This is a genomic window from Ottowia cancrivicina (assembly GCF_029813755.1).
GTDB lineage: Bacteria > Pseudomonadota > Gammaproteobacteria > Burkholderiales > Burkholderiaceae_C > Ottowia > Ottowia massiliensis.
In genome coordinates this window covers 1-23,043 of record NZ_JARVII010000015.1, presented here as the reverse complement: position 1 = coordinate 23,043, position 23,043 = coordinate 1, and the positions used below count along the sequence as shown (strand labels likewise).

Below are 23,043 nucleotides of genomic sequence, written 5' to 3'. Positions count from 1 at the left end.
GTTTCACTAGGACATCAAGCTATGGAAAAAGAAGCGAATTATCCAGTTGTGCAGACGCGCAGACAGAGGCCCTGGACATCGTGAAAGACCTGACACCATGAAACAAGCCATACGCCGCATTCACTTCGTCGGCATGGGCGGCGCCGGCATGAGCGGCATCGCCGAAGTGCTGCACAACCTGGGCTACGTCATCAGCGGCTCGGACCTGGCCGACAGCGCCACGCTGCGGCGCTTGCAGCAGCTGGGCATACGCGCCTTCGTGGGACACGAGGCCGCGCACATCGAGGGCGCTGACGCCGTGGTGACTTCCACCGCCGTCAAGCCCGACAACCCGGAGGTGCTGGCCGCGCGCGAAAAGCGCATTCCCGTGGTGCCGCGCGCCGTGATGCTGGCCGAGCTGATGCGCCTGCGCAAGGGCATCGCCATTGCGGGCACGCACGGCAAAACCACCACCACCAGCCTGGTGGCCAGCGTGCTGGCCGAGGCGGGGCTGGACCCTACGTTCGTGATTGGCGGGCGGCTCAACAGCGCCGGCGTCAATGCGCGGCTGGGCGCGGGCGAATACATCGTGGCCGAGGCGGATGAATCGGACGCGTCGTTTCTCAACCTCATGCCCGTGATGGCGGCCGTCACCAACATCGACGCCGACCACATGGAAACCTACGGCCACGACTTCGCGCGGCTGAAAAAAGCCTTTGTCGACTTCCTGCACCGCATGCCCTTTTACGGCGTGGCCGTGCTGTGCGTGGAAAGCCCGGCGGTGCGCGAAATCCTGCAAGAGGTGAACTGCCCCGTGACGACCTACGGCTTTGGCCAGGATGCGCAAGTGCGCGCCGTGGACGTGCGCGCCGCTGGCGGCCAGATGCAGTTCACGGTGCAGCGCGCCAATGGCATACGCCTGCCGGACATGCCCGTCACGCTCAATCTGGCGGGCGAGCACAACGTGCTCAACGCGCTGGCCGCCATTGCCATTGCCACCGAGCTGAACCTGCCTGACGCGGCCGTGCAAAAAGCCCTGGCCGAATTCAACGGCGTGGGCCGGCGCTTCCAGCGCTACGGCGAAGTGCAGGCCGCCGGAGGCGGGCGCTTCACGCTGATAGACGACTACGGCCACCACCCCGTGGAAATGGCGGCCACGCTGGCGGCGGCGCGCGGCGCGTTTCCGGGGCGGCGGCTGGTGCTGGCCTTCCAGCCGCACCGCTACAGCCGCACGCGCGACTGCTTCGAGGATTTCGTGAAAGTCATCGGCAGCGCCGACGCCGTGCTGCTGGCCGAGGTGTACGCCGCCGGCGAAGAGCCTGTGGCCCACGCCGATGGCCGCACGCTGGCGCGCGCGCTGCGCGTGGCAGGCCAGGTGGAGCCGGTGTTCGTGGACGACATTGCCGACATGCCGCAAGCCATCCTGACCCACGCGCGCGCGGGCGACGTGGTGATGTGCATGGGCGCGGGTTCCATCGGCAGCGTGCCCGCCAAAGTGGTGGAACAGGCCCGGCCTGCTATCAAAATCGCAGCCTGATGATTCATTGAAAGAAAACAGCATGACCGTGCAAGACAAGCCGTTTGGCAAAGTGGCCGTTCTCATGGGCGGGCGCTCGTCGGAGCGCGAAATCTCGTTGCAATCGGGACAGGGCGTTTTGCAGGCGCTGCGCGCGCGCGGTGTGGACGCCCACCCTTTCGACCCCGCAGAGCGCGACTTGGGCGAGCTGCGGCGCGAAGGCTTTGCCCGCTGCTTCATCGCCTTGCATGGCCGCTACGGCGAAGACGGCACCGTGCAGGGTGCGCTGGAGCTGCTGGGCCTGCCCTACACCGGCGCGGGCGTGCAGGCTTGCAGCATTGCCATCGACAAAATCATGACCAAGCGCGTGTGGCTGGCCGAAGGGCTGCCCACGCCGCGCCACGTCTTTTTGCGCCAGGGCGGCCATGCCCCGCAGAAGTTGCAAGAGGTGGTGCAGACGCTGGGGCTGCCGCTCATCGTCAAGCCCGCACGCGAAGGCTCTTCGCTGGGGCTGACCAAAGTCATGCAGGCCGGCGAGCTGGCCGCCGCCGTTGAAGCCGCTGCCCGCCTGGACGCCGACGTGCTGTGCGAGCAGTTCATAGACGGCGAGGAAGTGACTTGCCTGGTGCTGGGCGCGGGCGAGACGGCGCAAGCACAAGCCACCGTGCGCATTGAAGCGCCAGGCGGCAACTACGACTACGAGCACAAATACCTCAGCAACGACACGCGCTACCACGTGCCCAGCGGCCTGCCGCCGCAGGAAGAAGCCCGGCTGCATGCCCTGGCCGAGCGCGCCTATCGCGTGATCGGCTGCCGTGGCTGGGGGCGGCTGGACGTAATGATTGACCGCGCCACGCGCCAGCCCTGGCTGCTGGAGATCAACACCTCGCCCGGCATGACCAGCCACTCCCTCGCGCCCATGGCCGCCCGCGCCACGGGCCTGGACTACGAGGACTTGTGCCTGCGCCTGCTGGCCGAGGCCACGCTGGACTACGCGGAGGGCCGCGCATGAGCGGCGCGCCCGCCATGGCGTCGTGGGACGTGCGCCTGATGGACTTCGCCGCCAGATTGCTGCTGGCCGGCGTGGCGCTGGCGTGCGTGGCCGCTGCCGCATGGTGGGCGCTGCGCCAGCCCGTGTTCGCCATAGGGCGAATCACCGTGGATGGCGATGTGGAGCACAACAGCGCAAGCAGCCTGCAAGCCAACATCGTGCCGCTGCTGCAGGGCAACTTCATCACCCTGCAAATGGCGCAGGCGCAAGCGGCTTTTGAATCCGCCCCCTGGGTGCGGCGGGCCGTGGTGCGGCGGGAGTTCCCGAATCTGCTGCACGTGACCTTGCAGGAGCACGTGCCCGTGGCCTACTGGGGAGAAGAGGGCAAGCAGCTGCTCAATGCCCAAGGCGAAATCTTTGACGGGCAGGATGGAGACGACGACGGCAGCGCCGATCCTGACGGTCTGGCGCCGGAAAGCGAAACGGCTGCATCCGGATCCATGTCTTCCATGCCCCGGCTGGATGGGCCGCCGGATCAGGCGGCCGAAGTGCTGGCCATGTATCAGCGGCTGGCGCCCCTGCTCGCGCCTCTTGGCCTGCGCATGCAGGAGCTGACCTTGCTTGAGCGCGGCAACTGGCGCGCCCGCCTGAACCAGAACGCCACGTTGGAGCTGGGCGGCGGCACGGCGGACGAGCTGGCCACGCGCCTGGCGCAGTTCGCGGCCACGGCGGGCGAAGTGGCGGCGCGCCACCAGCGCCAGCCGCAAGCCATTGCCTCGGCGGACTTGCGCCACTCCGGCGGCTACGCCTTGCGGCTGCACGGCATCAGCACCACTCACGCACAGCCCTGACTTCAGGAGAAAGGACGCACAAGAGAAACGTTATGGCGAAAGAACACAAGAACCTGATCACCGGCCTGGACATAGGCACCGCCAAAGTCATGGCCGTGACTTGCGAAGTGCAGCCCGACGGCCAGCTGCGCCTGGTAGGGCTGGGCACAGCGGCCAGCAAGGGCATCAAGCGCGGCGTGGTGGTGGACATTGAAGCCACGGTAGGCAGCATTGACCAAGCCATCAAGGAGGCCGAGCAGACGGCGGGCTGCAACATCAGCCGCGTTCACACGGGCCTGACAGGCAGCCATATCCGCAGCCTCAACACCAGCGGCATGGTGATGGTCAAGGGCAAGGAAGTCACCGTGCAAGACGTGGCGCGCGCGGTGGATTCGGCCAAGACCGTCAACACGGCGGCCGACCAGCGCCTGCTGCTGGTGGAACCGCAGGAATTCATCATCGACGGCAATCTGGTGCGCGAACCCGTGGGCATGAGCGGCAAACGGCTGCAAACGCGCGCGCACATCGTCACCGGCGCGCAAAGCGCGGCCGAAAACGTGCTCAAGTGCGTGCGCCGCTGCGGCCTGGAGGTGGACCAGATCATGCTCAACCCGCTGGCTTCGGGCCTGGCCGTTCTGACGGACGACGAGCGCGAGCTGGGCGCCGTCTGCGTGGACATTGGCGCGGGCACGACCGATGTGTCCATCTTCTTTGGCGGCGCCATACGCCACACGGCCGTCATTCCCATTGCGGGCGAGCTGATGACCAGCGACATCGCCATCGGCCTGCACACCACCATGGAAAACGCCGAGCACACCAAGGTGGAGCATGGCGTGGCCAAGCAGATGCTGGCGCCCCGCGAAGTGGATGTGGACGTGAGCGGCATGGGCGAGCAAGACTTGCGCCAGATCAGCAAGCAGGCGCTGGCGGGCGTGATCGAGCCGCGCGTGGTTGAAATCTTCTCCCTCGTGCAGCAAGTCATTCACGAGTCCGGCCTGGAAGAGCAGATGCAATCCGCAGGCATCGTGCTGACAGGCGGCAGCGCCTCCATGCCGGGCATGGTTGATCTGGGCGAAGACATTTTTCTCAAACCCGTGCGCGTGGCCGTGCCCAGGCGCGCGCAGGAAATGTCCGACATGCTGGCGCACCCTCGGGTGGCCACGGTCATGGGTTTGCTGGAAGAAGCGCGCCTGGCGCGCATGCGTGGCTTCAAAGCCGCAGAAGCGGGCGGCATCAAATTGATGTTCAGCCGTATCAGGGACTTTTTTATAGGGAATCTATGACATGAGCGCCATATTTCCTGCAAAATAATGCCTTGGTTTATTCATTCTCCGGATCATCCGGGGTTGTAGCAAAAGATTTCATTGACTTTCCCTCTGTGACAGCACAGAAAACCAAATAAAGGACAGAAAAATGCCCATTGAAATGATCGACACCGATGCCAGCGGCTTCAATACAGGAACACGCATCAAAGTCATCGGCGTAGGCGGCGGCGGCAGCAACGCCGTAGATCACATGATTAACCGCAATGTGCAAGGCGTCGAATTCATTAGTGCCAATACGGATGCGCAAGCGTTGGGCCGTACCCGCGCGGGTCAGGCCATTCAGCTGGGCACCAGCGGCTTGGGCGCTGGCAGCAAGCCTGACAAGGGCCGCGAAGCCGCTGAAGCCGCCGCCGACGAAATCCGCCAGGCCATCCGGGGCGCGCACATGCTGTTCATCACGGCAGGCATGGGCGGCGGCACGGGCACCGGCGCGGCTCCCGTGGTTGCGCGTATTGCCAAGGACATGGGCATTCTGACCGTGGGCGTGGTCACCAAGCCGTTTGAATGGGAAGGCGGACGCCGCATGGCCAATGCCGAGGCGGGCTTGCAGGAGCTGGAGGCCAACGTCGATTCGCTGGTCGTGGTGCTCAATGAAAAACTGCTTGACGTGCTGGGCGACGACATCACGCAGGAAGACGCCTTCGCCGAAGCCAACGATGTGCTGAAAAACGCCGTGGGCGGCATCGCTGAAATCATCAACGACTATGGCTTCGTGAACGTGGACTTTGAAGACGTGCGCACCGTCATGAGCGAACCCGGCAAAGCCATGATGGGAACGGCGACGGCCAGCGGCCCCGATCGCGCCCGCATTGCCGCAGAGAAAGCCGTGGCCTGCCCCTTGCTGGAAGGCATTGATCTCTCCGGCGCGCGTGGCGTGCTGGTGCTCATCACGGCGGCGCGCGGTTCGCTCAAGCTGAACGAATCCAAAACGGCCATGGAGGCCATTCGCCACTATGCCTCGCCTGAAGCGCAAACCATCTATGGCGCGGCTTATGACGATGCGCTCGGCGATGAAATCCGCGTGACCGTGGTGGCCACGGGCCTGTCCAATCCCAACGCCATGCGCCAGCCCATGTCGGTGCTGCAAGGCGGCTTGCGCACGGGCACGGACAACGTGATGCTGTCCACGCCCGCCGCAGGCAATGGCTTCCAGACCTCCGACTTCGGTCACCTGGGCCTGTCTTCCTCGGCGTTTCGCGCCTCGCCTGCGCGCGCAGGCGCCGCCCGCCCCGGAGCGCCCGCCGCGCGCCCGGCCGTCAGCGGCGGAGTGGATAACTACGACATTCCTGCCTTTTTGCGCAAGCAGGCAGACTGAATTTCGCGCACGTTCCAGGCGCCCTGCCCCCAAGAGGCTGGATGGCTGTGCAAAAAGCCATCCGGCCTTTTGCCACTTGCGTCACCGGCTTTTTTGCTGACGCGCTCCGATCACCTGAAACCATGCTTGCGCAACGCACCCTCAAATCCATCGTCCACGCCGCAGGCGTTGGCCTGCACGGCGGCAAGCGCGTTGAGCTGACGCTGCGCCCCGCGCCCGTGAACACGGGCATCGTGTTCCGGCGCATCGACCTGGCCGCGCCCGTCACCATTGCCGTGCGCGCCGATTCGGTCAATGACACGCGCTTGGCTACCACCTTGACTCAAGGCGACGTGCGCGTACGCACCATCGAACACCTGATGTCGGCCTGTGCAGGCGTGGGCATTGACAACCTCTACATCGACATCACGGCGGAAGAAGTTCCCATTCTGGACGGCTCCGCCTCCGCTTTCGTCTATCTCCTCCAAAGCGCGGGCATCGAGATCCAGCCCGCGCCCAAGCGGTTCGTGCGCGTCAAGCGGCCCGTGGAAGTGCACGAAGGCGAAGGGCCTCAGCTCAAATGGGCGCGGCTGGAGCCGCTGCACGGCTTCACACTGAGCTTTGAAATCGAATTCAGCCACCCCGCCGTGGACGCGACCACGCAACGCGTGACGTTTGATCTGGGATCAGGCCGCTACAGCCGTGACATCGCGCGCGCGCGCACCTTCGCCTTCAGCCGCGATGTCGAAGCCATGCGCTCACATGGCCTGGCGCTGGGCGGCGGACTGGATAACGCCATCGTGATGGACGACGTGAAAGTGCTCAACCCCGATGGCCTGCGCTACGACGAAGAATTTGCCAAGCACAAGATCCTGGATGCCATTGGCGACCTCTATTGCATAGGCCACGCCATGCTGGCAGCCTACAGCGCTTTCCGCTCTGGCCATGCGCTGAACAACCAGCTGCTGCGCGCACTGCTGGCGCAGCCCGACGCTTATGAAATCGTGAGCTTCGCAGACGAGCAGCAGGCCCCAGCAGGCTTTGGCCAGCTGGCCAAAGCTTGGTAGAAAACCGCCCGCAATCCGTGCATAGATGCCAAAGGCGCCTCCGAAAGGTTCGCCATGCAGCAAGGCTTTGTCAAACAGCAAAACCAGCTTGTCATATTGCCTCAAAGATAGGAGCGAACTTACGAGGCAGAAACCGCCGTTTCGCGCAAATTTCACGAGGACATTCAGCTATGAATAGACAAGCATGACAGAGGTGCATCCAGCATCTGCCACCTGTTGCCTGTGCCTTCAAGAGTGCCTTTGAATCTGCTTTTGGCCTCATCTCGAAAAAGCGGGCAGGCAATATTTTGCTACTTTATCAATAGCATGATGTCCTAGTAGGGATTGCGCAAAGCAGTGTTTCATGCCTCCCAAATTCGCTCCTGTTTCTGATGCCATTTGGTGGGTGCCATCCGCTCAGGGGCGCGCAGCGGTCAATCGCCCGCAAGCCCGCCTGAGCTTGCGCTTTTCGCCATTCCGGGCAGATTGTGAACACGCTCTGAAGATTTGCGGGCGATAGGACATGTGACCAGCGCGTTTGTCCAACGTCAGAACTTCGCTTTGCCGTGAAAGGCCGCCGCAAGGCGGAAGCGAACACATCTGCGTTGAAGCGCCGCCTCCTTCCGCAACGCATTCCCAAAAACGGTGCGCGGACAAACGCGAGAAAGCCCGCAATTGCGGGCTTTTTCGTTTTACTTGAACTTGGGCAGGTTGAACTGCGGTGGCACGCCCAGGCGCGTGTTGATGATCCACTGCTGGGCGATGGTGAGGATGTTGTTGGTGATCCAGTAGAGCACCAGGCCCGCAGGGAAGAAGAAGAACATGACGCTGAACACGAGCGGCATGATCCACATCATCTTGGCCTGCATGGGATCGGGCGGCAGCGGGTTGAGCGCCGTTTGAAACAGGGTGGTGAGCGCCATGACCAGCGGCAGGATGTAGTAGGGGTCTTTCACCGACAGGTCAGTGACCCACAGAATCCAGGGCGCGCCGCGCATTTCCACGCTGGACAGCAGCACCCAGTACAGGGCAATGAACACCGGAATCTGGATCAGGATGGGCAGGCAGCCGCCCAGGGGGTTCACTTTTTCTTCGCGGTAGATGCGCATCATCTCGCGCTGCATGTCTTGCGGCTTGTCCTTGTAGCGCTCGCGCAGGGCCGTGATGCGCGGGCTGATGGCTTTCATCTTCGCCATGCTGGCGTAGGCCTTGGCGTTGAGCCAGTAGAAGGCGATTTTCAGCAGCACGACCAGGGCGACGATGGCCCAGCCCCAGTTGCCCAGCAGGCTGTGCAGCCAGTTGAGCAGGGCATACAGCGGCTTGGAGAGGATGGTGAACCAGCCATAGTCCTTGACCAGTTCCAGGCCGGGGGCCACATGCTCCAGCACGGTTTCGATTTGCGGGCCGATGAACAGGCGCGCATTGAGCGTTTCGCTTGCGCCGGGCGCTACCAGCCTGGGCTGCGTGAGCATGGTGGCTGCATACAGGTTGGGCGACACCTGGCGGGCGGAGTTTTCCAGCGCGGTTTGTTCATCGAAGGCCCAGGCGCTGGCGAAGTAGTGCTGCACCATGGCGACGTAGCCGCCGTTTGGCGATGTTTTCTGGTAGCTGGCGTCGCCTTTGGCGATGTCTTTGAATTCAACCTTCTGGTATTTCTTTTCGGGCGTGTAGAAGGCCGGGCCGGTGAAGGTGGAATAAAAGCCGGTCTCGCCCGCTTCCTTGCCGCCATCGCGCACCAGCTGAACGTAGAGCTGAGGCGAAACGGGCTGCTGGCCGCCGTTGATGATTTCGTGCGCAGTGTGGATGACGTAGGAGCCGCGCTCCAGCGTGTAGGTTTTTACAAGTCTGACGCCGCCGATTTCGGGCGATTCAAAGCGCAGGGTAAGGGTGTTTTCGCCGTCCTTGAGCGCGCGCTCGCCGCTGAACTGCATGACGGTTTCGTGCGTGGGCAAAGGCGCGCCTTGCGGGTTGGCCAGGCCGGACTGGGCCTGGTAGATGCGCTCGCGGCTGTCGTCCAGCAGCACGAAGGGTTTGCCGGGGCGGCCCGCCTCGTCATACGCCAGAAATTCGCTGTGGATGATGGAGCCGCCCCGGGTATCGAACACGAGCTTCATCACGTCGGTGGTGACTTCGATGCGCTCGCTGGCCGGTTGCAGAGCGGCTGGCGCGGCCTGGCCGGGCAAAAGCGCAGAAGCGCCGGATGCGCCCGTGGCCGCAGGCACGGCTGAAGGCGCAGCGCCCGCGCCTTGCGGCCCCTGGGCTGTGGCCGCCGGGCTGGGAAAGAACGTGGCCGGGCGGCCGTTGTGGACCTGCCATTTGTCCCACAGCAAGATGCTGGAGAGGGCAAAAACGACCCACAGGATGGTGCGGCGAATGTCGTTCATGGAGTTGGTTCGGTTGGGGAAGCGGACGCTGGCGGGCGGCGTGAAGCAGCCGGCGGCGAAGTGAAAAGACGGCAGAGGCGCGGCGGCGCGTCAGGCACGGGATCATGACCGCCTGCACACCAGGGGCCGCAGCGGCCCAGCCGCCGCAGCGTGAGGTAGCTGCCTGCCAGCGCACCGTGGCGCTCCAGCGCTTCAATGGCGTAAAGAGAGCAAGTCGGCTCAAAGCGGCAGGCCGATCCCAGCCAGGGCGACAGCAACAGGCGGTAGCCGCGAACCAGGGCAATGAGCAGCTTGCACATGGCGAGAAAAGAAAGGCAATCCGGGAAGCGATTGGGCGGTTAGGAAAGGCCGGGCGGCAGTAAATCCGCTGCGGGCTTTGTGTTTGCAGACGGCAAGGCGCGCGCGAAAAGCCGCTCCAGCTCGCTGCGAACGGCGCGTTTGAGGGCAGTGGATGAAGCGCTGGGAAACTGGCTGCGGTCAAAGCCGGCGCGCAAACGCACCAGCCAGGCGCCAGCGGGCCAGCCGCCCGCCTTTTGCTGCCCCAGCGCATAAATCTGGCGCCGGATGGCGTTGCGTGTGACGGCGCGGCGCGCCCAGCGCTTGGGCGCCATCGCGCCCAGCCACACGCCGCTGGCGGGCGTGAAGACCGGTTTTTGCCTTTCGGCAGGCGTTACGGCGGCGCTGCCGCTCCACGCCAGACGGTGCAGCGCGAAATGCGCCGTGCGGGATGCTGGCGGATTTTTGAGCACGGCCTGATATTGGGCGCGCGTTTTCAGCCGCAGCCAGGAGCGGGGCGCTGCGGCTGAAAGCGCGCGGCCCGCCGCGTCTGGTTCGCCTGCTGCCCCTGCGCTCATGTGCCTTTTGAAGCCGCCGCGACGGCTCAGACGGCCAGGCGTTTGCGGCCTTTGGCGCGGCGGGCGTTGATGACGGCGCGGCCGCCGCGCGTTTTCATGCGCACCAAAAAGCCGTGCGTGCGGGCGCGGCGGATCTTGGAGGGCTGGTAAGTGCGTTTCATGGCCATGATGCTTGTCCTTTTTGCAGTACGAGAGTCGGAAAAAAGCAGCTGCGCCGCAGCGCAGGTAAACGGCGGATTATCACAAATTCCGCCATCATCAGCGGGCACGGGCAATTGCCTGCCATCAGGGGCGGGATTGTGTCAAGCCGCAGCCTGTGGATAGAATTTTTGCCCGGCTCCGTTTTCCGCGCGCTTCGACTCCTGTTTCCTTTTCGCTGTCATGGGAATGCGCAAGCGCCGCAGGCTTGGCCCGCCGCCGCGCTTTCCGCGCCCTGCGCTCAGCGCCGACCGGGCGCCGCCCGCCGCTTTGGCCTGCTGCTTCATCTGCCGCCCTTCTGTTTTTCGTTTGCTGCTTTCCGCCCGTCTCTCCATGCCCAGCGCCGCCCGCCCGCCCTCTGCTTCTTCTCCAGTTGCTTCCTTCCCGCACGCCGCTTCGCCCTGGCCCGCTTGCGTCGAAGCACTGTCGCAGCAAATCGACCAGAAGCTGTTTGACCTCTGGATCAAGCCGCTGACGGCGCAGATGGATGACGAAGGCGCCAGCGTCACCGTGTTCGCTCCCAACCGTTTCAAGCTGGACTTCGTGCGCGAGAAATACGCGGGCCACATCGCCGCTGCGCTGGAAGAAGTCTGTGGCGCGCCCGTGCAGGTGCGCTTGGCCGTGGCCGCCGCGCCCGCAGCCCGGCCCAAAGCGGCCGCCGCGCGCCCGGCGCCGGCACAAGCCGCACCAACCACTCAAACCGCCCGGCAAGAGCCTCAACAAGCAGACACGCCTGCGCCCGCCGAGCGTCCGCGCAGCCAGCTCAATCCGTCCCTGACCTTCGAGACGATGGTGGAAGGCACCGCCAACCGCATGGCGCACGCTGCCGCGCTGCACGTGGCCAGCGCGCCCGGCAAGCTCTACAACCCGCTGTTCATTTATGGCGGCGTGGGCCTGGGCAAAACGCACTTGATGCACGCCACGGGCAACCGTTTGCAGCAGCTCAATCCGCAAGCGCGCGTGCTCTACATCCACGCCGAGCAGTTCGTCTCGGACGTGGTGCGCGCCTCCATGAACAAGAATTTCGAGTCCATTCGCGAGAAGTACCACTCGCTGGACTTGCTGCTGATCGACGACGTGCAGTTTTTCACCGGCAACAAGGAAAAAACACAAGAAGAGTTCTTCAACACCTTCGAGGCGCTGCTGGCCAAGAAAAGCCATGTGGTGATGACCAGCGACACCTACCCCAAGGGGCTGACCAACATTCACGAGCGCCTGGTCTCGCGCTTTGATTCGGGCCTGACGGTGGCGCTGGAGCCGCCGGAGTTCGAGATGCGCGTGGCCATCCTGATGAACAAGGCCGCCGCCGTGGACGTGGAGCTGCCCGAAGAAGTGGCTTTTTTCATCGCCAAGGGCGTGCATTCCAACGTGCGCGAGCTGGAAGGCGCGCTGCACAAGGTGCTGGCCTACTCGCGCTTCAATGGCGAAAAGCTCTCCATCCAGATGGCCAAAGAGGCGCTGCGCGATCTGCTGTCCATCAAGAACCGCCAGATCAGCGTGGAAAACATCCAGAAGGCCGTGGCCGACTTCTACAAAATCAAAGTGGCTGACATGTACAGCAAGCGCCGTCCCGCCGCCATTGCCAGGCCGCGCCAGATCGCCATGTACCTGGCCAAGGAGCTGACGCAAAAAAGCCTGCCTGAAATTGGCGAGTCCTTCGGCGGGCGCGATCACACCACCGTGCTGCACGCCGTGCGCAAGATCGGCGCTGACCGCAAGCAAGACACCGAACTGAACCAGCAGCTGCATGTGCTGGAGCAAACCATCAAGGGATGAAGCGTCCAGGCTGAATTCGCTCACGAATCAATAGCTGAACCCTCATATTCCTGTAAGACAAAAGACGGATTCAGGCCCGTTTCGTCGCGCTCTTATCAATAGCATTTCCAAAGTCACAATACGCCGCCAGATTTCCCGGGAAAACCACATGATCGTCCTGAAAACCTCGCAAGACCAGCTCCTGTCCGCCCTGCAATCGGTGGCGGGCATCGTGGAGCGCCGCCACACGCTGCCCGTGCTGGCCAACGTGCTGCTGAAAAAGGAAGGCGGCAGCATCCAGCTCACCACCAGCGATCTGGAAATCCAGATTCGCACCCATGCCGAGCTGGGCGGCGACGAAGGCAGCTTTGCCACCACCGTGGGCGTGCGCAAGCTCATCGACATTTTGCGCACCATGCCCGCCGACCAGACGGTGAGCCTGGAGTCGCAGCAGGAAAAGCTCCTGCTCAAGGGCGGCAAAAGCCGTTTCACCCTGCAAACCCTGCCCGCCGAAGACTTCCCGCTCGTGCAGGAAGCGCCCGGCTTTGGCCCTGCCTTCAGCGTGCCGCAGAAAACACTGAAGGATTTGCTGGGGCAGGTGTCGTTTTCCATGGCCGTGCACGACATCCGCTACTACCTCAACGGCATCTTGTTCGAGACCGACGGCAAGCGCCTGAGCCTGGTGGCCACTGACGGCCACCGCCTGGCCTTCACCAGCGCCACGCTGGATGTGGAAGTGCCCCGGCAGCAAGTCATCCTGCCGCGCAAAACCGTCATCGAGCTGGAGCGCCTGCTGTCTGACGCCGCCGCGCCCGAAGGCGAGCAAGCGCCCATGATTGAAATGCAGTTCGCCGCCAACCAGGCCAAATTCAGCTTTGGAGGCATGGAGTTCGTCACCAAGCTGGTGGAGGGCAAGTTTCCTGACTACAACCGCGTCATCCCGCAAAGCCCGAAGAACAGCGTCACGCTGGGCCGCGCCGTGCTGCTGGCGTGCCTGCAACGCACCGCCATCATGACCAGCGACAAATTCAAGGGCGTGCGCCTGAACCTGGAGCCGGGCACGCTGCGCATCGCCTCCAGCAACGCCGAGCAGGAAGAGGCGGTGGATGAGCTGGACATTGACTACGGCGGCGACGCCATCGAAATCGGCTTCAACGTCACCTACCTGATGGACGTGCTCTCCACCCTCAAGCAGCAGGAGATGATCACCATCGGCCTGCAAGACGCCAACAGCTCCGCGCTCATCACCCTGCCGGGCGATGACAACTTCAAATACGTCGTCATGCCCATGCGCATCTGAGCCAGGGCGCACAAAGCTGGCGGCGGCCCTCGCGCCCGCTTCTCCCCCATGCCTCAGTCAGCCCCTGAAATAGCTCCTGATTCAATAGCAACAAGTCTTAGTGAAACGTGCGCAAAAGGCCTTTCCAGGCACCTTGAATTTGCTCTTTTTCTTGATGTAAACCGCCTCGCCCAACCCGCCCCGCACGGCGGGTTTCGGCTTTTCAAAAGCAGCCCGCTCGCTCTTGCGCCACGGGCCGCAGCCCAGGCCCCTCTGAAAGGATCATTCCCATGACCGAAGAAAACACCCCCGCGCCCGATGCCCTGCCGCCCGCAGACGGCGGCGGCTACGGCGAAGGCGCCATCCAGATTCTTGAAGGGCTGGAAGCCGTGCGCAAACGCCCCGGCATGTACATCGGCGACACCAGCGACGGCACGGGTCTGCACCACCTCGTGTTTGAAGTGGTGGACAACTCCATCGACGAGGCGCTGGCCGGTTTTTGCGACGACATCCTCATCACCATCCACGGCGACAACTCCGTGAGCGTGGCAGACAACGGCCGGGGCATTCCCACCGGCGTGAAGATGGACGACAAGCACGAGCCGCGCCGCAGTGCCGCGCAAATCGCCCTCACCGAACTGCACGCGGGCGGCAAATTCAACCAAAACAGCTACAAAGTCTCCGGCGGCCTGCACGGCGTGGGCGTGTCCTGCGTCAATGCCCTGAGCCAGTGGCTGCGGCTGGTGGTGCGCCGCGAAGGCAAGGTGCACGAACTCCAGTTCTCGCGCGGCATCGTGCAAAACCCCCTGCTGGAAAAGGTGGACGGCGTTGAAGTCTCGCCCATGCGCATCACTGGCGACACCGACCAGCGCGGCACCGAAGTGCGCTTCCTGCCCGACACCGACATCTTCCGCGAGAACCACACCTTCCAGTACGACATCCTCGCCAAGCGCCTGCGCGAGCTGAGCTTTCTGAACAACGGCGTGCGCATCCGCCTGATCGACGAGCGCACCGGCAAAGAAGACGACTTCGCCGGCAGCGGCGGCGTCAAAGGCTTTGTCGCCTTCATCAACGGCGCGCGGCGCGTGCTGCACCCCACAACGTTTTACGCCAGCGGCAGCCGCCCCGCCGAAAGCTACGGCGGCATCGCCGGCACCGAAATCGGCGTGGAAGTCGCCATGCAGTGGAACGACGGCTACAGCGAACAAGTGCTGTGCTTTACCAACAACATCCCCCAGCGCGACGGCGGCACGCACCTCACGGGCCTGCGCGCGGCCATGACCCGCGTCATCGGCAAATACATCGCCGACAACGAACTGGCCAAGAAAGCCAAAGTGGAAGTCTCCGGCGACGACATGCGCGAGGGCCTGTGCGCCGTGCTCTCGGTGAAAGTGCCCGAACCCAAGTTCTCCAGCCAAACCAAGGACAAACTCGTCTCCAGCGAAGTGCGCGCGCCGGTGGAAGACATCGTCGCCCGCGCGCTCACCGACTTCCTCGAAGAAAACCCGGCCGACGCCAAAATCTTGTGCGGCAAGATCATCGACGCCGCCCGCGCCCGCGAAGCCGCCCGCAAGGCCCGTGAAATGACCCGCCGCAAAGGCGTGCTCGACGGCATGGGCCTGCCCGGCAAGCTCGCCGACTGCCAGGAAAAAGACCCCGCCCTGTGCGAGATCTACATCGTCGAGGGCGACTCCGCCGGCGGCAGCGCCAAGCAGGGGCGCGACCGCAAGTTCCAGGCCATCCTGCCCCTGCGCGGCAAGATTCTCAACGTCGAACGCGCCCGCTACGAAAAACTCCTGTCCAGCCAGGAAATCGTCACCCTCATCACGGCGCTGGGCACCGGCATCGGCAAAACTGACCCCGAATCGGGCAAAGGCAGCCAGGACGACTTCAACATCGACAAGCTGCGCTACCACCGCGTCATCATCATGACCGACGCCGACGTGGACGGCGCCCACATCCGCACCCTGCTGCTCACCTTCTTCTACCGGCAAATGCCCGAAATCGTCGAGCGCGGCCACATCTACATCGCCCAGCCGCCGCTCTACAAAGTCAAGGCCGGCAAAGAAGAGCTGTACCTGAAAGACACCAACGCGCTGGAATCCTTTCTCACCCGCATCGCCCTGCGCGACGCCACCTTGCACACCGGCGGCGAACAGCCGCGCGCCCTTTCCGGCGAGCCGCTGGCCGATCTGGCCCACAAATTCCAGGTCACCGAACACATCATCGAGCGCCTGAGCCACTTCATGGACGCCGACGCCCTGCGCGCCATCGCCGGCGGCGTCACGCTCGATGTAGACAACCTGAGCGCCAGCGCCGAAGCCCTGGCCCGCCGCCTGCAAGCCGACCAAATCAACGGCAACGCCGTGCGTGTCGCCCACGAAACTGACCCTCGCACCGGCGCGCCCCTGCTGCGCATCAGCCGCCGCAAGCACGGCAACACCAAAAGCAGCGTCATCACGCAAGACTTCATGCGCGGCGCCGACTACGCCGCCCTGCACGACGCCGCCCTCACCTTCGGCCAGCTGCTGGGCGCCGGCGCCAAAGTCACGCGCGGCGAAGGCGAAAAAATGCGCGAGGCCGCCATCTCCAGCTTTCACCAGGCCATGAACTGGCTCATCAGCGAAGCCGAACGCACCACCGCCCGCCAGCGCTACAAAGGCCTGGGCGAAATGAACCCCGAGCAACTCTGGGAAACCACCATGGACCCCGCCGTCCGCCGCCTGCTGCGCGTGCAAATTGACGACGCCATCGAAGCCGACCGCGTCTTCACCACCCTCATGGGCGACGAAGTCGAACCGCGCCGCGAATTCATCGAAACCAACGCCCTGCGCGCCATGAACATCGATGCCTGAAGACCTTGGGCCTGGCCAGCGGAGCGGAAACAGCAGACAGACGCAGACGGAAAGCGAAAGCCGTTATTTCGCTCCTCTATTCATAGCATCAGGTCCTAGTGGAAAGTGCGCAGAGCGATGTTTTCACCCCATTAAATTCGCTCTCTTTTTAGGATCTATTGACCCCGCACTGCCTTGGCATACCCGGTGGCCCTGCTGAGTGAAGAGGAGCGGAAAAGCACCCCCCTTTCCTTTACTGAAGCCGTGCTTCATGCCTGAGCGCACTGGCGGCCCTGTCCGCAGTGGACCCGCGCCAGTTTGGTGAATGGAGTGCCGTTATCTGATGGAGGGCTTCTTTTCCAGACTCAAGCAGCCCAGGCGGCGCCATCCTCTCACTTCATGCCTGACCAACGGGATTCGGCCCGCATGGTCATGACTTCACGATTGCCAGAGCGATCTTTCGGCAGGGCCAAGGCGGTTTGTCTTCCTCACCCGACCTGCCGGCCTGTGCAGTCCGCGCGATTCGCGAGGGACGAAAGGACGGATCGGAATGAGCTGCAAGGCGTGTCCACGGCCTTGCACTTCTTGCTTCATTCCGAAGAGCAAATCCAAGACCAAGAAAATGCCTCTCCCGCATGGTTTGACGGGATTTGATGCTATTAAACAGGTAGCGAAATAAGCGGTTACCGGGGGACTGCAAAGACCGGTTCATGACCGGGCTTTGAACAGGTTCTGCGCGCTGCATCGGCGCTGTTGGCGCGGCCCTTTTGCCTCACGGCTTCCAGCGCCGCAGCAGCAGCGCGTTGCTCATCACGCTCACCGACGACAGCGCCATGGCCGCGCCTGCCAGCACGGGGCTGAGCAGGCCGAAGGCGGCCAGCGGGATGCCTGCCGTGTTGTAGATGAAGGCCCAGAACAGGTTCTGGCGAATCTTGGCGACCGTGCGGCGCGAGATGTCCAGCGCGGCGGGCACAAGCGCGATGTCGCCGCGCATCAGGGTGACGCCGGCGGCGTGCATGGCCACGTCGGCGCCGCTGCCCATGGCCAGCCCCACATCGGCGGCGGCCAGCGCGGGGGCGTCGTTCACGCCGTCGCCCACCATCGCCACCGCGCCGCCTGCGGCCTTGAGCCGGGCGATGGCCTCGGCCTTGCCGCCGGGCAGCACGTCGGCCAGCACTTCGCCCGCCTCGGGCTTCAGGCCCAGGCGGCGCGCCATGCCCTCGGCGGCGCTGCGGTTGTCGCCGGAAATCATCACGGCGCGTATGCCCTGCCGGTGCAGCGTTTCAATGGCCTGGCGCGCGCCGGGCTTGGCTTCGTCGCCAAAGGCCAGCAGCGCCACGGCTTGCGGCGGCACATTGCTGCCTTCATCGCCGCCCGCATCGCCTGGCCGCACGGCCATGACGGACACCGTGGCTCCTTGCGCCTGCTGCTCTTGCAAGGCGGCGGCAAAGGGCGACAAGTCCACGCCCAGCTCCTGCATCCAGCGCAGGCTGCCGATGAGCACGGCCTGCCCCTGCACCACGCCTTGCGTGCCGCGCCCGGGCACGGCGCGCGCGTCTTGCGGCGCTTCGGTCTTGATGCCTTGCTGCTGCGCGGCGGCCAGCACGGCGCGCGCCAGCGGGTGTTCGCTGCCCGATTGCAGGCTGGCGGCTTGTTGCAGCGCGCCCGCTTCCTGCACGCCGGGCGCGGGCAGCAGGCGCAGCAGGCGCGGCTGGCCGACGGTGAGCGTGCCGGTTTTGTCGAAAGCCACTGTGCGCACTTTGTGCGCGGTCTCCAGCGCCACGGCGTCTTTCACCAAAATGCCGTGGCGCGCGGCCACGCCCGTGCCCGCCATGATGGCCGTGGGCGTGGCCAGCCCCAGCGCGCACGGGCAGGCGATGACGAGCACGGCCACGGCGCGAATCACCGCTCCTTCCACGCCCAGCCCGGCCAGCCACCAGCCCGCAAAAGTCAGCAGCGCCAGCCCCAGCACCACGGGCACGAACACGGCGGCCACCTGATCGACCAGCCGCTGCACGGGGGCCTTGACGGCTTGCGCGTCTTGCACCAGACGGATGATGTGCGCCAGCACGCTTTCGCTGCCCGCCGCCGTCACTTGCAGGCGCACGCGGCCTTCGCCGTTGATGGCGCCGCCCGTGAGCTTGTCGCCCGCCGCCTTGGGCACGGGCAGCGGCTCGCCGGTGAGCATGGATTCATCCACTTGCGTGCTGCCTTCGGCCACCACGCCATCGGCCGGAATGCGCTCGCCGGGGCGCACGGCCAGCATGTCGCCCGCGCGCAGCTCATCGACGGGAATGTCCTTTTCGCTGCCGTCCCAGTCCATCAAATGCGCCACCTCGGGCCGCAGCGCGTGCAGCGCGCGTATGGCCGATGTGGTTTGCCGCTTGGCGCGCTCTTCCAGCCACTTGCCCAGCCGCACCAGCGTCACCACCACGGCGGCGCTTTCAAAGTACAGATGCGCGGAAGCGCTGGCGTCCGCGCCGTGCGCGTGCCCGCTGCCCGGCGCTGAAAACAGCCACATCCACACCGAAAGCAGCCAGGCCGCCGTGGTGCCCACCGACACCAGCAGCTCCATGTTGCCGCTGCCGTTTTTCAGTGCGTGCCAGGCCGATTGGTAAAAGCGCGCCCCCAGCGCGAACTGCACCGGCGTGGCCAGCGCGAACTGCACCCACGCGGGCGGCATCCACGCCACGCCCAGCGGCATCAGCAGCATGGGCAGCACCAGCGGCGCGCACAAAAGCAGCCCCAGCCCCACGGGCGCAAAGCCCGCCCACGGGCCGCCTTCGGGCGCGGCCAGCGCGGCATCGGCGGCGCGCGGCTCGTAGCCCGCGTCGCGCACGGCGCGGCGCAGCAGCGCCGGCATGCTGGCCGCGTCTGCGCTGGCGGCATACGTCACGCGCGCGCTTTCGGTCGCCAGATTCACCGCCGCCTGCTGCACGCCCGGCACTTTTTTCAGCGCCCGCTCCACGCGCGCCACGCAACTGGCGCAGGTCATGCCGCCCACGCCCAAGTCCAGACTGTGAAGGGAAGTGTTTTCGTCGTTCATGCCCGCAGTGTGCGCCTTGTCACGAGCGCGCTGCCAAACCGCCCCCATCGCCCTATCGGCTGAATGGAAAACGAGCGGCTGAACGTGCGGGCGGCTATCTCGCAAGCGCCACGCCAGCGCGAACCTGTTGATGAGTGGCCGCTGGCATCCGCAAACCGGAAACTTCTTGGCGCGTCTCGCCCGGTCTGCACCCGCGCCCTGCTCCACTCCAGCTCTTTTTCCCGCGCCCGCAAGGCAGGCCGTGAACAAGTGAAGCGGCGAAGCCGCCCTGCTGCAGACAAAGCCGGACGAAACAGTCCGCAACAAGACTGCGGCCCGGCACTGTTAAGGTGAGCGCATTCAGCAACATTTTTCTTCTGAAAGGAGCTTGAAATGCCGTTGCACTTTCATCGCATCAACGCCGTCCGCGCGTTCATGGCCTGCCTGCTGGCGCTGACCGCCTGGCTGGCGGCCTGGCCCGTCCACGCCAGCGGCAACTCGCCCCAGGCCGCTGAATCCCTGCGCCAATATCGTGAAGCCAAGGCGCGCGGCGAATACCCCGAACCCGAGCGCGTTGGCCCCAGCCGCGCCCGGCAGGCCCGCAGTCCGGCGCGCCGTGCCGCGCCCGATGCCGAAGAAGCGGAGGAAACGCAAAACCGCCCACGCCCCTTCAGCTCTGGCGCCAACCCGCACGCCAATCCAAATCTCAGCCTCAAAAGCTGCCTGGATCACGTTGGCATCAATCCCGTAGCGCGCAGCCGCTGCATGCGCCAGCACTGCCAGGGCCGCTGGGGCAAGGGCCAGTGCCCGGAAGGCGGCGATCTCCTCTCGCACCAAGGCAACAGCGCCCGCACGCCCTTGGGCCAGTGTCTGCGCCAGGCTGGCAACAATCCGTTCAAGCGCAACGCCTGCGGCTGGAAGCACTGCAACAAACGCTGGGACGCAGCCGAATGCCGCCAATTCAAGGTGCGTCAGCCCGAACCGGCCAATTGAGACCATTCGGAGCCTGTCCGTGGGTGCAAAAGCGCAGACTCGGGGCCAAATTCCCGCTGGGCTGCAAGGCCCGTCTGCGGTTGGCGGCCCATTCCGGTCCACCCCCATCACGGCCAGGCTTTAAACAGGTTCTGACATAAAAGCCGCTACGCCCATCGCGCAAACGGCTTGCGACTGGGTTCAAGCCTCTCCCTCATGGCTGACGGGTTTGCCCGTCAGCCATTTTTCTGGCCGCCGCTTCAGCGCCCAACTGGCGGCCGGTTTCTTGAAACAGCTCCCATGCGTGCGCACGGCGCACGAAACGCGCTGGCAGGGAATGGATGCGGAGCATGCTTCGATATAGCTCCTTTATCCATAGCAATAAGTCCTAGTGAAAAGGGCGCAAACCGGTATTTATGCCCCTCAAATTTGCTCCTGTTTTTGATGCGCTCTGGCAAGCTCAGGGCAAAGGCTGATCGGGAAAGCAGGAAAACGGCTGGCCCAGGCAGGCCGCCGGGCGCGAGCGGCCTGCGGCAAAACCTCAATCCGCCTTTTTCGGCGTGATTTGCGCCACCCACTCGCGCGGCGCCAGCGGAAAGCCCAGGCGCTCGCGGCTGTCGTAGTAGCTTTGGGCCACGGCGCGCGCCAGGGTGCGGATGCGGCCAATATAGGCAGCGCGCTCGGTCACGGAGATGGCCCCGCGCGCGTCCAGCAAGTTGAAGGTGTGGGCGGCCTTGAGCACTTGTTCGTAGGCGGGCAAGGCCAGTTTTTCTTCAATGAGTTCCAGCGCTTTTTTCTCGTGCGCGGCAAAGGCGGCGAACAAAAAATCGGCATCGCTGTGCTCGAAGTTGTAGGCCGATTGCTCCACTTCGTTTTGGTGATAGACATCGCCGTAGGTCAGCCCCTCGGTCCACAGCAGCTTGTAGACGTTGTCCACGCCTTGCAGGTACATGGCCAGGCGCTCCAGCCCGTAGGTGATTTCGCCCGTGGCGGGGCGGCAGTCAATGCCGCCGACTTGCTGGAAGTAGGTGAACTGCGTGACCTCCATGCCATTGAGCCACACCTCCCAGCCCAGGCCCCAAGCGCCGAGCGTGGGGTTTTCCCAGTCGTCTTCCACAAAGCGCACGTCGTTTTTCTTCAGGTCAAAACCCAGCGCGCGCAGGCTGCCCAGGTACAAGTCCAGGATGTTGTCCGGCGCGGGCTTGAGCACCACCTGGTACTGGTAGTAATGCTGAAGGCGGTTGGGGTTATCGCCGTAGCGGCCATCTTTGGGGCGGCGGCTGGGCTGCACGTAGGCGGCTTTCCACGGCTCTGGGCCGATGGCGCGCAAAAAGGTGGCCGTGTGGCTGGTGCCCGCGCCCACTTCCATGTCATACGGCTGCAAAAGGGCGCAGCCCTGATCGGCCCAGTATTTCTGGAGGGTAAGGATGATTTGCTGGAAGCTGAGCATGGTGGCATCAGGCGCGTGCAAGCGCCATTGAACGGATGAAGCAGGCAAAGCGCAGGATTCTAGGCGGCAGGCCCGCGCGGAGCGCGTGCGGAACAAGCGCTTCACCCTGCGCCGCGCCCGCTCACGTGGCAGTCCGACGCTTGCGTATTACATAGGCAACAATCGGTGTTCCCTGTATTTGATGCATCTATTTGGAACAAACATTGCCAATTTCACTTGTTGGCCGTAAAAACGCGTAATTCTGTTCTTGTGTCATGCAAGCTTTGTGCGAATTCAACTTAAGGAGAAAACATGGTTCATCGTACTGTGACTGTCTTGCGCCATCTCGCTGGCGCTGTTGCCCTGGCAGCCCTGGCCAGCGCGGCCCACGGCCAGTCCGCGCTTTCACTCACCTGCCCCACGGCCGCAGCAGGCCCGGCCACGCCCCTAACGTTTGCCACTGGAGCCGGCTGGGAGCGGCAGCACAGCGGCTCATGGGGTGCGGCCACTACTACATACAAGAACAGCGCCTGGTACCCATCCGGCAGTACGCCTCCCGCAGGGACGGCGTGGCTATCGCCCGCCGACCCGGCCACCAACCCAACGTTCGACACCACCAACCCCATTCCTTTCCGCTCGCCAGGCATTCAGGTGAACAACCGCATTGACCTGAGCAGCATCCAGACTTCCATTCAGGTATCCGTGGATAACGACCTGCTGCGAACGGGCGTGTCCAACACAGCCAATCCCGGCGGCGTTTTCGTTGCCACTGCGCAGTCTGGATTCGGCGCGCTGAGCGCCGCATTCACCCCGGCGCTGGCCTGGACCCACGGGGCCAACCGGCTCATTTTCGAGGTCAAGAACGCTGAAGCTACGCTGGACCCAACAACCCCGATGGGCATTTACGCTACCGTGACCGTCACCGCCAATTGCAACGCCGCGTCTGCCAGCGCCGTGCAGGCCGTGCCCGCTGACGCGCCTTGGGCGCTATTGCTGGCGGGCCTTGGTGTGGCAGGCTTGGCCGCGCGGCAGCGGCAGGCGCGCCGCCAAGACAAAAACGGCGCCGTCTGACCGCCAGAGCACTTTCCGAAACCATGCCGCCGCTGCTCCGCACGGCGGCATTTTTTTGCCTGCCTTCACCAGCCAGGCGCAAAGCAACTTCACGCGGCAAAAGTTTGCCCGCCAGCGGCGGGTTTCGACGCAGAAGAAGCGTGCGGATGCTGATTTCACCGATGCAGCGGCCGCGCGCATTCGCCGCTATCACGAGTGGCAGAAAAAGCAGGGCGGCGAAACCGCTTCGTACCGCGACGAGGACGGCACTTTGCTGGGCCA

Annotated in this window: 18 protein-coding genes; 12 read left to right on the top strand and 6 right to left on the bottom strand. The window is 64.3% G+C overall.

Annotation, left to right across the window (positions count from 1 at the left end):
* The first annotated feature begins 97 nt into the window (after positions 1-97).
* The 6 genes from murC (at position 98) to lpxC (ending at position 7,002) form a co-directional block, all read left to right on the top strand.
* Positions 98-1,516 carry a UDP-N-acetylmuramate--L-alanine ligase gene (murC, locus tag QB898_RS08220; protein ID WP_279524547.1) on the top strand — a complete coding sequence of 473 codons (1,419 nt, stop codon included), beginning with the start codon at positions 98-100 and terminating at the stop codon, positions 1,514-1,516.
* A 22-nt stretch (positions 1,517-1,538) separates the two neighbouring features.
* The gene (locus tag QB898_RS08215; RefSeq protein WP_102284577.1) at positions 1,539-2,507 is read left to right on the top strand and encodes a D-alanine--D-alanine ligase; all 969 of its coding nucleotides are present in this window, start codon (positions 1,539-1,541) and stop codon (positions 2,505-2,507) included.
* Complete coding sequence (locus tag QB898_RS08210) at positions 2,504-3,337, top strand: cell division protein FtsQ/DivIB (RefSeq protein WP_279524546.1); 834 nt, start codon at positions 2,504-2,506, stop codon at positions 3,335-3,337. Before QB898_RS08215 ends, QB898_RS08210 begins: the two co-directional genes overlap by 4 nt.
* 32 nt (positions 3,338-3,369) lie before the next feature.
* On the top strand, positions 3,370-4,599 hold the full coding sequence (gene ftsA / locus QB898_RS08205) for a cell division protein FtsA (protein WP_050714895.1): 1,230 nt from the start codon (positions 3,370-3,372) through the stop codon (positions 4,597-4,599).
* Between the two features lie 130 nt (positions 4,600-4,729).
* Positions 4,730-5,956, top strand: a complete 1,227-nt coding sequence (ftsZ, locus tag QB898_RS08200; protein ID WP_279524545.1) for a cell division protein FtsZ — start codon at positions 4,730-4,732, stop codon at positions 5,954-5,956.
* Between the two features lie 122 nt (positions 5,957-6,078).
* The gene (gene lpxC / locus QB898_RS08195; RefSeq protein WP_279524544.1) at positions 6,079-7,002 is read left to right on the top strand and encodes a UDP-3-O-acyl-N-acetylglucosamine deacetylase; all 924 of its coding nucleotides are present in this window, start codon (positions 6,079-6,081) and stop codon (positions 7,000-7,002) included.
* A gap of 671 nt (positions 7,003-7,673) precedes the next feature.
* Here lpxC and yidC read toward each other — a convergent pair.
* Genes yidC through rpmH form a run of 4 tightly spaced genes read right to left on the bottom strand, consistent with a single transcriptional unit; the run spans position 7,674 to position 10,380 of the window.
* Positions 7,674-9,365 carry a membrane protein insertase YidC gene (gene yidC / locus QB898_RS08190; protein WP_102283789.1) on the bottom strand — a complete coding sequence of 564 codons (1,692 nt, stop codon included), beginning with the start codon at positions 9,363-9,365 and terminating at the stop codon, positions 7,674-7,676.
* On the bottom strand, positions 9,362-9,664 hold the full coding sequence (yidD, locus tag QB898_RS08185) for a membrane protein insertion efficiency factor YidD (protein ID WP_279524543.1): 303 nt from the start codon (positions 9,662-9,664) through the stop codon (positions 9,362-9,364). The genes yidC and yidD overlap by 4 nt, the downstream gene beginning before the upstream one ends.
* A gap of 39 nt (positions 9,665-9,703) precedes the next feature.
* Positions 9,704-10,219, bottom strand: a complete 516-nt coding sequence (locus tag QB898_RS08180) for a ribonuclease P protein component (protein ID WP_279524542.1) — start codon at positions 10,217-10,219, stop codon at positions 9,704-9,706.
* A gap of 26 nt (positions 10,220-10,245) precedes the next feature.
* On the bottom strand, positions 10,246-10,380 hold the full coding sequence (gene rpmH, locus QB898_RS08175) for a 50S ribosomal protein L34 (protein ID WP_006299042.1): 135 nt from the start codon (positions 10,378-10,380) through the stop codon (positions 10,246-10,248).
* 370 nt (positions 10,381-10,750) lie between these two features.
* Here rpmH and dnaA point away from each other — a divergent pair, with 370 nt between their 5' ends.
* The 3 genes from dnaA to gyrB all read left to right on the top strand — a co-directional run bounded on the left by dnaA (position 10,751) and on the right by gyrB (position 16,306).
* Positions 10,751-12,193 carry a chromosomal replication initiator protein DnaA gene (gene dnaA / locus QB898_RS08170; RefSeq protein WP_279524541.1) on the top strand — a complete coding sequence of 481 codons (1,443 nt, stop codon included), beginning with the start codon at positions 10,751-10,753 and terminating at the stop codon, positions 12,191-12,193.
* A 148-nt stretch (positions 12,194-12,341) separates the two neighbouring features.
* Positions 12,342-13,472 carry a DNA polymerase III subunit beta gene (dnaN, locus tag QB898_RS08165; protein ID WP_050714899.1) on the top strand — a complete coding sequence of 377 codons (1,131 nt, stop codon included), beginning with the start codon at positions 12,342-12,344 and terminating at the stop codon, positions 13,470-13,472.
* A gap of 269 nt (positions 13,473-13,741) precedes the next feature.
* Complete coding sequence (gene gyrB / locus QB898_RS08160) at positions 13,742-16,306, top strand: DNA topoisomerase (ATP-hydrolyzing) subunit B (protein WP_279524540.1); 2,565 nt, start codon at positions 13,742-13,744, stop codon at positions 16,304-16,306.
* A 751-nt stretch (positions 16,307-17,057) separates the two neighbouring features.
* Here the strand turns inward: gyrB and QB898_RS08155 are convergent.
* On the bottom strand, positions 17,058-19,331 hold the full coding sequence (locus tag QB898_RS08155; RefSeq protein ID WP_279524539.1) for a heavy metal translocating P-type ATPase: 2,274 nt from the start codon (positions 19,329-19,331) through the stop codon (positions 17,058-17,060).
* Between the two features lie 372 nt (positions 19,332-19,703).
* Here QB898_RS08155 and QB898_RS08150 point away from each other — a divergent pair, with 372 nt between their 5' ends.
* Positions 19,704-20,303, top strand: a complete 600-nt coding sequence (locus QB898_RS08150) for a hypothetical protein (protein ID WP_102283784.1) — start codon at positions 19,704-19,706, stop codon at positions 20,301-20,303.
* 520 nt (positions 20,304-20,823) lie between these two features.
* On the opposite strand, the gene glyQ is transcribed toward QB898_RS08150, so the two are convergent.
* Positions 20,824-21,732 (bottom strand): glycine--tRNA ligase subunit alpha, encoded by a 909-nt coding sequence (glyQ, locus tag QB898_RS08145; RefSeq protein WP_050716393.1) that lies wholly within the window; start codon positions 21,730-21,732, stop codon positions 20,824-20,826.
* 291 nt (positions 21,733-22,023) lie between these two features.
* Between glyQ and QB898_RS08140 the strand changes: the two genes are divergently transcribed.
* The gene (locus tag QB898_RS08140) at positions 22,024-22,782 is read left to right on the top strand and encodes a hypothetical protein (RefSeq protein WP_279524538.1); all 759 of its coding nucleotides are present in this window, start codon (positions 22,024-22,026) and stop codon (positions 22,780-22,782) included.
* Positions 22,783-22,837: 55 nt separating this feature from the next.
* On the top strand, positions 22,838-23,043 hold a 206-nt coding region (locus QB898_RS08135; protein WP_279524537.1), incomplete at its 3' end, for a hypothetical protein.

Excerpts from the sequence above, each read along its gene's own strand:
- murC (WP_279524547.1), top strand. The coding sequence starts at position 98 with ATGAAACAAGCCATACGCCGCATTCACTTCGTCGGCATGGGCGGCGCC.
- QB898_RS08215 (WP_102284577.1), top strand. The coding sequence starts at position 1,539 with ATGACCGTGCAAGACAAGCCGTTTGGCAAAGTGGCCGTTCTCATGGGC.
- QB898_RS08210 (WP_279524546.1), top strand. The coding sequence starts at position 2,504 with ATGAGCGGCGCGCCCGCCATGGCGTCGTGGGACGTGCGCCTGATGGAC.
- ftsA (WP_050714895.1), top strand. The coding sequence starts at position 3,370 with ATGGCGAAAGAACACAAGAACCTGATCACCGGCCTGGACATAGGCACC.
- ftsZ (WP_279524545.1), top strand. The coding sequence starts at position 4,730 with ATGCCCATTGAAATGATCGACACCGATGCCAGCGGCTTCAATACAGGA.
- lpxC (WP_279524544.1), top strand. The coding sequence starts at position 6,079 with ATGCTTGCGCAACGCACCCTCAAATCCATCGTCCACGCCGCAGGCGTT.
- yidC (WP_102283789.1), bottom strand. The coding sequence starts at position 9,365 with ATGAACGACATTCGCCGCACCATCCTGTGGGTCGTTTTTGCCCTCTCC.
- yidD (WP_279524543.1), bottom strand. The coding sequence starts at position 9,664 with ATGTGCAAGCTGCTCATTGCCCTGGTTCGCGGCTACCGCCTGTTGCTG.
- QB898_RS08180 (WP_279524542.1), bottom strand. The coding sequence starts at position 10,219 with ATGAGCGCAGGGGCAGCAGGCGAACCAGACGCGGCGGGCCGCGCGCTT.
- rpmH (WP_006299042.1), bottom strand. The coding sequence starts at position 10,380 with ATGAAACGCACTTACCAGCCCTCCAAGATCCGCCGCGCCCGCACGCAC.
- dnaA (WP_279524541.1), top strand. The coding sequence starts at position 10,751 with ATGCCCAGCGCCGCCCGCCCGCCCTCTGCTTCTTCTCCAGTTGCTTCC.
- dnaN (WP_050714899.1), top strand. The coding sequence starts at position 12,342 with ATGATCGTCCTGAAAACCTCGCAAGACCAGCTCCTGTCCGCCCTGCAA.
- gyrB (WP_279524540.1), top strand. The coding sequence starts at position 13,742 with ATGACCGAAGAAAACACCCCCGCGCCCGATGCCCTGCCGCCCGCAGAC.
- QB898_RS08155 (WP_279524539.1), bottom strand. The coding sequence starts at position 19,331 with ATGAACGACGAAAACACTTCCCTTCACAGTCTGGACTTGGGCGTGGGC.
- QB898_RS08150 (WP_102283784.1), top strand. The coding sequence starts at position 19,704 with ATGCCGTTGCACTTTCATCGCATCAACGCCGTCCGCGCGTTCATGGCC.
- glyQ (WP_050716393.1), bottom strand. The coding sequence starts at position 21,732 with ATGCTCAGCTTCCAGCAAATCATCCTTACCCTCCAGAAATACTGGGCC.
- QB898_RS08140 (WP_279524538.1), top strand. The coding sequence starts at position 22,024 with ATGGTTCATCGTACTGTGACTGTCTTGCGCCATCTCGCTGGCGCTGTT.